Origin of the sequence: Streptomyces sp. NPDC059875, assembly GCF_042731085.1 — a bacterium.
In the GTDB taxonomy this organism is placed as follows: Bacteria; Actinomycetota; Actinomycetes; order Streptomycetales; family Streptomycetaceae; genus Streptomyces.
The window spans coordinates 479-10,078 of the sequence record NZ_JBHWJZ010000078.1 but is presented as its reverse complement, the minus strand read 5'-3'; the positions used below and the strand labels follow the sequence as shown (position 1 = coordinate 10,078).

7 protein-coding genes and 3 pseudogenes are annotated in these 9,600 nt (G+C 72.2%); 9 read left to right on the top strand and 1 reads right to left on the bottom strand.

Features of this window, described 5'->3' with window-relative positions; all coding sequences use genetic code 11:
- The 7 genes and pseudogenes from ACFV9D_RS38760 to ACFV9D_RS38730 form a co-directional block, all read left to right on the top strand.
- Positions 1-961 (top strand): ABC transporter permease (locus ACFV9D_RS38760; RefSeq protein ID WP_385157795.1); only part of this gene is annotated, 961 nt, incomplete at its 5' end.
- Positions 958-1,827 carry an ABC transporter permease gene (locus ACFV9D_RS38755; protein WP_385157792.1) on the top strand — a complete coding sequence of 290 codons (870 nt, stop codon included), beginning with the start codon at positions 958-960 and terminating at the stop codon, positions 1,825-1,827. The genes ACFV9D_RS38760 and ACFV9D_RS38755, both read left to right, overlap by 4 nt.
- Before the next feature lie 53 nt (positions 1,828-1,880).
- A complete protein-coding gene (locus ACFV9D_RS38750; RefSeq protein ID WP_385157790.1) occupies positions 1,881-3,326 on the top strand; it encodes an ABC transporter ATP-binding protein in 1,446 nt (481 codons plus the stop codon).
- Between the two features lie 118 nt (positions 3,327-3,444).
- A complete protein-coding gene (locus ACFV9D_RS38745) occupies positions 3,445-4,122 on the top strand; it encodes a response regulator transcription factor (protein WP_385157787.1) in 678 nt (225 codons plus the stop codon).
- A gap of 3 nt (positions 4,123-4,125) precedes the next feature.
- Entirely contained in the window at positions 4,126-5,472 is a 1,347-nt protein-coding gene (locus ACFV9D_RS38740; protein ID WP_385157784.1) for a sensor histidine kinase, read from the top strand.
- Positions 5,473-5,550: 78 nt separating this feature from the next.
- Positions 5,551-6,879, top strand: coding sequence for a hypothetical protein (locus tag ACFV9D_RS38735; protein WP_385157782.1), 1,329 nt, complete (start codon positions 5,551-5,553; stop codon positions 6,877-6,879).
- A gap of 207 nt (positions 6,880-7,086) precedes the next feature.
- A pseudogene (locus tag ACFV9D_RS38730) lies at positions 7,087-7,503 on the top strand (CBS domain-containing protein); the annotation flags it as partial.
- 161 nt (positions 7,504-7,664) lie between these two features.
- On the opposite strand, the gene ACFV9D_RS38725 reads toward ACFV9D_RS38730, so the two are convergent.
- Positions 7,665-7,976 carry a DUF3040 domain-containing protein gene (locus tag ACFV9D_RS38725; protein WP_385157779.1) on the bottom strand — a complete coding sequence of 104 codons (312 nt, stop codon included), beginning with the start codon at positions 7,974-7,976 and terminating at the stop codon, positions 7,665-7,667.
- A 286-nt stretch (positions 7,977-8,262) separates the two neighbouring features.
- On the opposite strand from ACFV9D_RS38725, the pseudogene ACFV9D_RS38720 reads away from it, so the two are divergent.
- Both ACFV9D_RS38720 and ACFV9D_RS38715 read left to right on the top strand, forming a co-directional pair.
- A pseudogene (locus ACFV9D_RS38720) lies at positions 8,263-8,527 on the top strand (hypothetical protein); the annotation flags it as partial.
- Between the two features lie 648 nt (positions 8,528-9,175).
- Positions 9,176-9,600 (top strand): annotated as a pseudogene (locus ACFV9D_RS38715) (hypothetical protein); the annotation flags it as partial.

The window sequence follows — 9,600 nt, the reverse complement described above, 5'->3', positions numbered from 1 at the left end:
GGAAGCGGCCACAGCGCCGCTCGGCACCCGCCTGCTGCCCCTGGCGGCTGCCGTCGCCCGGCGGGCCCTCATGCTGGTCATCCTGCTCGGCGTGGTGTTCATCGCCGTCGAACTACTCCCCGGCGACGCGGCCACCGCCAGCTCCGAACGCGGCGACAGCGCCGCCGACGTCGAGGCCCGCCGACACCTGCTCGGCCTCGACCGGCCGGTCTGGGAACGATTCGCGGACTGGATGACGGCCCTGCCCACCGGCGACCTCGGCACCAGTGCCCGCGGTCAGAAGGTCAACGAGCTCCTCGCCGACCCCCTCCCCAACACGCTCGTCCTCGGCGGTACAGCCTTCGCTCTCACCCTCGTGGCCTCCCTCGTGCTCGGCTGCTGGGCCGCCACCCGCCCCGGCCGCCTCACCGATCGCATCATCGGCCACACCTCCACCGCCGCGTTCGCCGTACCGGAGTTCGTCGTCTCGGTCGCCCTCCTCCTCATGCTGTCCCTGTGGACCGGCTGGCTCCCCGCCGTCACCCTCACCGGCGCCGACGGCTCCCTCACCACCTGGACCATGCTGATCATGCCGGTCCTGGCGCTGGTCATCCCGCAGACCGGATGGAACACCCGCATCGTCCGCGGCGCCCTCGCCGACCAGGCCCGCACCCCGCACGTCGAAGCCGCCCACCTCGACGGACTGCCCCTCACCCGCGTCGTGCTCCGCCACGCGCTGCCCGGCGCGATACCCGCCATCGCCACCGGCATCGCCACCTCGACCGGCATGCTCCTCGGCGGCGCAGTCGTCGTGGAGACTCTCTTCAACTACCCAGGCATCGGCTCCCTCCTGGCCTCCGCGGTCAGCACCCGCGACACCCCCTTGATCGCCGGGGTCGTCGCCTGCGCCGGAGCCGCCATCAGCCTCGTCCTGCTGGCCGCCGACCTCCTGCGCGCCCGCATCCTCGGAGCACGCCCATGAGCGCCGCCAAGACAGCCACCCCCGTCACCGCCCCGCCCGGCCGCACCCGACCCGCCCGCACCAGAGCCCGGACCCTGCGCCGCGTCGCGCCCGGTCTGCTCCTCGTCGCCTTGGCCCTGACCGGCCCGTGGCTCGCCGCCCACCCCCTCGACACCCCCGTCACCGCTCCCTACGCCGCTGCCGGCGACGGAGCGCTGCTGGGAGGGGACCAACTCGGACGAGACGTGCTGAGCAGACTGCTCCACGGCGGCACCGCCCTGATAGCGGGAGCCCTCCTGATAGCCGTCGTGGTCACCGGAATCGCCACCGTGCTCGGCTGCCTCGCCGTCCTGCGCCCCCGGCTGGGCCGGACCATCGAGCGCACCGCCGACGTCTTCATCCTGCTGCCGCCGGTCCTCGGGATCATGCTCATCGCCCTGGCCTGGCCGGGCGGCGGACGCTGGGCCGTCACCGCCGCTGCCATTGTCCTCGGAACGCCCTACGCGGTCCGCATCGTGGCCTCCGCGGCGGCGCCCCTGGCCTCCGCCGGCTACGTCGAAGCCGCCACCGCCCGGGGTGAGCGCCCCTCCTACATCGCCCTGCGCGAACTGCTGCCCAACCTGCGCGCCACCGTCCTCGCCCTGTTCGGCCTACGGTTCGTCGAAGCCGTCTACGTCATCTCCATGGCCGGCTTCCTCCAGATCGGCCCGCAGCCCCCGGCCGCCGACTGGGCCCTGATGATCAGGGAGAACGCGCCCGGCATCCTCCTCAACCCCTGGGCCGTCCTCGCCCCGAGCCTGGCCATCGCCATCCTCGCCATCAGCTTCAACCTGGCCTCCTCCTCCCTCGCCTCCCGCTCCGCACTCAAGGCGGTGACCACCTCGTGAGCGACACCGCACCCACAACGGCCTCCCGGTCCACCCCGGCCACAGGCGCACCAGTGGCCTCCGCCACCGGCCTCGAAATCCGCATCCCCGCAGGGCCGATCCTGCTCCCTCCGACCTCCGTGACCATCCGGCCCGGCCAGATCACCGCCCTGACCGGCCCCTCCGGCTCCGGCAAGACCACCCTGCTCCGCGCCCTCATCGGACACCTCCCCGACAAGGCGGCCATCACGGCCGGCACCCTGGACGTCCTGGGCCACCGACCCGACCGACTCGAGCCCGACGAACTGCGCCTGCTGCGCCGCACCCGCATCGCCTACGTCGGCCAGGACCCCGGTTCCGCCCTCAACCCCCGCATGAAGATCCGGCGCATCGTCGCCGAGACCGCAGCCGACCCGAGTGACGAGGCCGTTCTCGGCCTGCTGCGCGAATGCCGCCTCCCCGTCGACGACGGCCTGCCCGACCGCCGCCCCACCGCGATATCCGGCGGTCAACAGCGCCGCGTCGCCCTCGCCCGGGCCCTCGCCCGCACCCCCGAGATCCTGCTCCTCGACGAACCCACCGCCGGCCTCGACTCCGCCCTGCGCGACGACATCGCCGAGCTCCTCCGGGACCTGGCCGCCACCCGCGGCCTGGCCGTCGTCATGGCCTGCCACGACCCCGAACTCGTCGAGGCCTGCGCCGACCACGTCGTACACCTCACCGCGCCCGAACTGGCGCACGTACCGTCCCAGCGGGCTGCCGAACCCAGCACCCGGCCCACGGCACCGACCGTCAAGGCGGACGGTCAAGGGCTGGTCGCGCACGGCGTCAGCGTCACCTTCACCCACCGGGCCGGCCGCCACCAGGCTCTCGACACCGTGGACTTCAACGCCGCCCCCGGCTCCGCCACCGGAATCGTCGGCCCCTCCGGCTCGGGCAAGACCACCCTGCTCCGCGTGCTGGCGGGACTCCAGCCGGCGGACTCGGGCACGCTCACCCTGGACGGCGGCCCGCTGTCGTTCACGGCCCGCAAGCGCCTGCGCGAGCACCAACGGCGGATCCAACTCGTGCCGCAGAACCCGCTGGACGCGCTGAACCCGTCCCGCACCGTCGGCGCCGCACTGGCCCGCCCACTGCGCCTGCACAGGGCAGTGCCGCGACCGCGAGTCGCGGGGCAGATCGCCGAGCTGCTCCGCCAGGTCGAACTCCCGGCCGACTTCGCCGACCGCTACCCCGGCGAACTCTCCGGCGGCCAGCGGCAGCGCGTCTCCATCGCCCGAGCCCTGGCCACCGACCCCGACTTCCTCCTCTGCGACGAGATCACCTCCGCGCTCGACCCCGAGACCGCGGCCACCGTCATGGACCTCCTGGCCCGTCTGCGCACGGACCGCGCCATGACCGTCGTCATGGTCTCTCACGAGCTCCACCTGATCACCGCATACACCGACACAGTGCACCTCCTGAACACCGGCAGAGTCACCGCCAGCGGCCGTACCGCGGACCTCGTGACCAACGCCTGACCTCGGTGGCGTCCAGGGCCTGCTCCCGGTCTCGACCCGTCGCCCATACCCGACCGTGCTGGTCAACGGCGCCCCGTCGTTCAGCCCATTTTCAGCCGACCGGGACCACAATCGAGGTATGCGGATTCTGGTCGTCGACGATGAGAAGCGCTTCTGCGAAGGGCTGCGCAGTGGCCTGGAGGCCGAGGGCTTCGCGGTCGACGTCGCGTACGACGGCACCGACGGCCTGTGGCGGGCGCGGGAGCACCCGTACGACGCCATCGTGCTTGACATCATGCTGCCCGGACTGAACGGTTACCGCGTCTGTGCGGCGCTGCGCGCCGAGGGCAATTGGACGCCGATCCTCATGCTCACCGCCAAGGAGGGCGAGTGGGACGAGGTCGAGGGGCTGGACACCGGCGCGGACGACTACCTCACGAAGCCTTTCTCGTACGCCGTCCTCCTCGCCCGGCTTCGGGCGCTGCTGCGGCGCGAGCCGCGCGAGCGGCCCCCCGCGCTCATCGCGGGGGATCTGCGGCTGGACCCGGCTGCCAAGGAGGTCGCGCGGGGCGGGGTACGGGTCGAGCTCACCGCCCGCGAGTTGGCCCTGCTCGAGTACCTTCTGCGACGGCGTGGCGAGACGGTGTCCAAGCGGGAGATCCTGGCGCATGTCTGGGACGACGCCTTCGAGGGCGACCCGAACATCGTCGAGGTGTACGTCGGCCATCTGCGCAACAAGCTCGACCGGCCCTTCGGGCGGGCGTCGATCGAGACAGTACGGGGCTTCGGCTACCGGCTGGCCGACGACGGCGGGTGACCGATGGCGGCCAGGAGCGTCCGGTTCCGGTCGACGGTGGCGGCCGTCCTCGTCGTCGCGGTCGGTCTGGTCGTCGGCGCGGTGGCCCTGGTCGCCCTGCTACGGGCAGAACTGACCGACGACGTACGGCAGGCGGCCCGGGCGAGGGCCGAGCAGGTGGCCGCAGTCGTCGAGGCGGGGCGCGGGGTGCCGGCACTACCGGTGGCCGATCCCGACGAGCAGTTCGTCCAGGTCCTGGACGACGCCGGCCGGGTGGTCGCCGCCAGCCCGAACGTCGAAGAGCTGCCCGCCCTGGCCGCCGCCGGCCGGGACGGCGAGTCCCGTCTCGTCACCCCGCTGGACGAGGACGAGTTCCTGGTGGTGACGGCCGTCGCGGCGGCCCCCGGCGGGGCGGAGCAGACGGTCGTGGTCGGGCGGGCGCTCGTCGCGGTCGCGGAGGCGAGCCGGATCGTCACCGGGCTGCTGGCCGTCGGCCTGCCCCTGCTGCTCCTGCTGACCGCCTGGGCGACCTGGGCGGCCGTGGGCCGCGCCCTCGCCCCGGTCGCGGCGATCCGCTCCGAGGTGGACGCGATCTCCGCGACCGCCCTGCACCGCCGGGTACCGCAGCCGGACTCCCGTGACGAGATCGCCCGCCTCGCCGCCACCATGAACCGCATGCTCGATCGCCTCGAACGCGCGCAGTCCGCCCAGCGCCGGTTCGTCTCCGACGCCTCGCACGAGCTGCGCTCCCCTGTGGCCACCATCCGCCAGTACGTCGAACTCGCGCTCGCCCACCCGGACCGCGCGTCCCTGGAGACCCTCGCGCGCACCGTCCTCGCCGAGGATCTGCGGATGCAGCGCCTCGTCGACGATCTGCTTCTCCTCGCCCGGGCGGACGAGCGGGCGCTGCACCCGCACCCGTCCCCCGTGGACCTGGACGACCTGGTCCTCGACGAGGCCCGGCGGCTGCGCGCGGAGGCGCCGCAGCTGCGGATCGGCACGGCCGCGGTGACGCCCGTACGGCTGGAGGCCGATGCCCAGGCCCTACGACGGGTGCTGCGGAATCTCGGCGAGAACGCGGCCCGCCACGCCCGCTCCCGGGTCGCGTTCGACCTCGCGCACCCGGCCGGCGGGGGCATCGTGCTGGGGGTGGAGGACGACGGGCCGGGGGTGCCGGAGGCCGAAAGGGAGCGGGTCTTCGAGCGGTTCGTACGGCTCGACGAGGCGCGCGCTCGGTCCGGGGAGGAGCCGGGCGGGAGCGGCCTCGGCCTCGCGATCGTGGCGGAGCTGGTGGCGGCGCACGGTGGTACGGCGGCGGTGACCACGAGTCCGGGGCTCGGCGGGGCGCGGTTCGAGGTACGGCTTCCCTGAACGGGAGTTCAGGGTGGTTCAGGGTCTCTTCAGGGCCGGGGTGCCAGCGTGAGGGGTACGAGCCCGAAGGAGGCGGTCATGAATAGGAACCTGGCGGCCGCGGTGACCGTGACCCTGGTGGCGAGCCTCGGCGCCTGTACGGCGGGGGCGTCCCCCTCGCCCCGTACCGACTGCGTACGGATCGTGGACCCGGCCACGGGCAGGGAGACGGACCGGTGCCTGCCGCTGGCCCCGGAGAAGGACCGGGTGGACACGACCAAGCCTGTCTTCACTCACCCCACCCGGATCACCAACCCCCTCCATCCCAGCTCCGAGGTCCACCAGGTGATCTATGGCGGTCAGGTGGACGGCAAACCGTTCAGGACCGAGTTCTCACTGCTGCCCGACGACGGCAGGACGATCACCCTGAGCGACGGCGAGCGGGTGGCGGTGCGGACACTGCAGTACGCGGCGTTCTCGGACGGGCGGATCAAGGAGGTCGCGCTCGACTGGTTCGCGCAGGCCGACGACGGTTCGGTCTGGTACCTCGGCGAGGACGTCTTCAACTACGAGGACGGAGTCGTGGCCGACACCGAGGGCACCTGGATGGCGGGCCGGTCCGGTGCCCCGGCCGCGATGATCATGCCTGCGCAGCCGAGCCCGGGGGACGTGTACCGCCCCGAGAACGTGCCGGAGGTCGTCTTCGAGGAGGTCACGGTCAAGGCCGTGGACCAGAAGGTCGCCGGGCCCTACGGACCGGTGGAGGGCGCGATGACGGTGAGCGAGCTGCACATGGACGGCAGCCGTGAGGAGAAGGTCTTCGCTCCGGGGTACGGGGAGTTCTCGACCGGCGACCCGGGTGGCGACCTGGAGGCGGTGTCCCTGGCCGTCCCCACGGACGCCACGCCGGGCCCGGTGCCGGAACGGCTCACCGCGCTCTCCGACGCGGTCCGTGCGGGTGCGGTGTCCGAAGGGTCGGTGCAGAACATCCGTGCGGCCTGGGACGCGTACCGCGCCTCGGACCGCGTACCCGAGCTGCTGACCCGTCAGATGAACCGCGACCTCGACTCCCTCGCCGGCGCCGTGAAGGCCCGCGACGCCGAGCTGACGCGCGGGGCGCTCCTGCGGGTCGCCCAGAACGACCTCGACCTGCACCTGCGGTACGAGCCGCTCGCGGCGGTCGAGTCGTCCCGGATGGAGCTGTGGGCCCGCCAGTTGACCGCCGACGCACGGGCCGCCGACGAAGGCGCGGTCGCGGGCGATGTCACCGCCCTCGAACTCACCTGGTCCCGCGCCCGCTCGGACACCGCCCCGGCGGAAGCCGAGCGGATCGACACCCTCCTGCGCACCCTGCGCGCCGCCGCCGACCGCCAGGACGCCGCGACCGCCGCACAGACGGCCCCGGAGCTGCTCAAGGCCCTTCGATGAGCCGGCGTCGGAGGCCGCGCGCCGAGGTGTCCGCCGATGCCGTAGATCCCGCCGACGACCCCGATGACGAGGCCCGTGACGGCACGGACAGCACGCCGCCCCGTTCCTTCGGCGCCTGGCCGTCTCTGGACGACCGCGCGGAGGGGCTCGGCCTGCGGGCCGGGACGCCTGAGGGCGCGGGACTGATTTCTGCCGGCGGATGCGCCCGACTCCCAGCTGATCACCCGCTCCCTGACCGAGCCCCACACGCCGGTCGCAGAACTCCAGATCCCGGCAGCGGACATCAGCACCGTCCCAGCGAGCGCCGAGCTGGACGCGATCCTGACGCGGGCCACCGAGGCCGGCCGGTCCCGACTCCTCGTCCACGACGGCGGCCGGTTCCTCGGCTCGGTCCACGCCCGCGACGCCCTGGTCGCCCGCACCCGCGGCCGTACCCTCACGGCCCGCGCCCTCGCCCGCCCCGTCCCGGAACTGGCCGCCGAGGACACCACCTCCCACGCCGTCGAGCAGCTACGTCAGCGCCGCTCCTCGCTCGCCCTCGTCCGCGACGAGCACGGCGAACTCACAGGGCTCGTCAGCCTCGACGACCTGCTCGTCCGCCTCATGGGGCGGCAGACGGTCTGACACTCACGGCGAGAAGCGACCGCCCTGGTGGACTTCACGTGCCCACTGGGGCGGTTCTGTGTCCCATCCGGCCCATGAGGAGCACAGACGTGAGCCTCTACCCAGCCGCTGGTGCTCGTCGTCAACGCGGCGAGCTGACGGCGTCGACCCAGCGCGCATTGTCACCGTGCTGGAGGAGTCAGGAGGGCGCCGGAGTGGGCGCCCGGTCTTGTGTCCTCTCCGGGCGGCGGGGACGACGGGGCACCCAGGATCGTGGTGAGGATCAGGCCGAGCACCGCGATCAGCGTGAAGAGGATCACGGCCACCCTGCGGCGATCACGTCGCCCCGTACGGGCTGCCGGGCGAGCCTCCTCCGGTTCGTGCAGAAACTGCTGGTTCAGCGTGCCCATGCGGGCGACGAGCTCGGGGTCGTCGCGTGCGAGACGCTGTTCGATCTCGGCGAGAACGCGCCGGTCGTCCGTGGGGTGACTCATGTCGACCTCCTCGGTACCACGCGGAGGCGGGGCGTGGAGGTTCGGACGTAAACCACGCCCACGCTTTCATTGTGACGGGCTGAGCTCCAGAGGGCCTCCGCAGTCCGAGGCCCCCTGGCGTGGTCCCGCGCCAGGGGCTTCACCCAGGGGCGTCCCGGACGACCGCCACCCTCCTCAGCATCACCGTGCGTGTCGACGAGGTGCGGGAGCCCGCCGGGCCCACCCGGCCGGATCGCTCAAGGGAGCGAATGGATGCAGAATGCGATATGGGAGGCCCGCGAGTCGGATGGGCCGTCGGGGAGTGACTGCTGTGCTTGAGGTCCCGCTCTGGCTGTGGTGGTGGGGGCGTTCGCCGCGACGGTAGTGGTGTCGCTGGCGGTAGACCTGCTGGCCCATCGCACTGCCCACGTCACCGGCGTCAAGGAAGCCGGCGCCTGGAGTGCCCTGTGGGTGGCCCCGCCCTGGGCTTCGGTGTGCTGGTCTCTGTCGTCCTCGGCTCGACAGCGGGCACGGAGTACACCACCGCGTGGCTGCTGGAGAAGAGCCTATCTGCTACCGGGCCTCCGACGGCTCGAACCACGGCTTCGCGGCCGTGACGACCGGCGGGAAGCAGCGCTTCTACGATGTCAACGTCCTCAACGGCCGCGCCGACCTCGTCCTGCCTCCTCCGCAGCCAGGTCGTCGACGTCGCTCTCCCCCTGGACCAGAGCTGACGGATACATACGCCGGCGGCGGGCTGCACCCGCCCCCCGACCGGTCACCCCGGACACAGGCCTCCGACGATGGCTGGCACATCACCTCTGTGCCCGGCCTCGAGGTACGCCGCGAACCCGGGGTGACCGAGACGCGGCTGCTGGGCTGGCAAGGACTGCTGCCCCCGTCGCTGCTCTGTTGCCTGCAAGACGGACTGCCCGTGCAAGTGCCGCAATGCGTCTGACGGGGCGTCGTGTCGACCCGACGCGGTGAGGGACATGGTCCGGGCGCAGATGGGAACCCCCGGTCTGACGTTCGAGACGCACGGCAGGGGATGCAGAATGCAGCGCTGACCGCCCTTTCGGAGCTACCCCGCCCACGCCGAGCTCCCGTATGCACTACCACAAGTGGCGTGCCGATAGACGGCAGCTGACGGTGGGGCATGTCGCTGCGCATGAAAAGCCGACAGTGGGTCAGCTGGCGCAGCAGACGAAAGGAAGTCATTGATGCGCTCTGCCCGCATTCTTTTCGCCGCGACAGCCGCCGCCGCCACCCTGGCGATCACCGCACCCGGCGCGTACGCGATCACCGCAGGAGACTGGGACAAGGACGGTTCCGCCCACAGCAAGAAGGACCACGACAAGCCGAAGGGTGGCATGCACACCGGCTCTGGGGCGCTGTCTCTGGTCGGTGGGGATGACTGGTCCAAGGACGAGCACGGCAAGAAGGACCACGACAAGCCGAAGGGTGGTATGCACACCGGCTCTGGGGCGCTGTCTCTGGTCGGTGGGGATGACTGGTCCAAGGACGAGCACGGCAAGAAGGACCACGAGAAGCCGAAGGGTGGTATGCACACCGGCTCTGGGGCGCTGTCTCTGGTCGGCGGGGATGACTGGTCCAAGGACGAGCACGGCAAGAAGGACCACGAGAC

Excerpts from the sequence above, each read along its gene's own strand:
- ACFV9D_RS38755 (WP_385157792.1), top strand. The coding sequence starts at position 958 with ATGAGCGCCGCCAAGACAGCCACCCCCGTCACCGCCCCGCCCGGCCGC.
- ACFV9D_RS38745 (WP_385157787.1), top strand. The coding sequence starts at position 3,445 with ATGCGGATTCTGGTCGTCGACGATGAGAAGCGCTTCTGCGAAGGGCTG.
- ACFV9D_RS38740 (WP_385157784.1), top strand. The coding sequence starts at position 4,126 with ATGGCGGCCAGGAGCGTCCGGTTCCGGTCGACGGTGGCGGCCGTCCTC.
- ACFV9D_RS38735 (WP_385157782.1), top strand. The coding sequence starts at position 5,551 with ATGAATAGGAACCTGGCGGCCGCGGTGACCGTGACCCTGGTGGCGAGC.
- ACFV9D_RS38725 (WP_385157779.1), bottom strand. The coding sequence starts at position 7,976 with ATGAGTCACCCCACGGACGACCGGCGCGTTCTCGCCGAGATCGAACAG.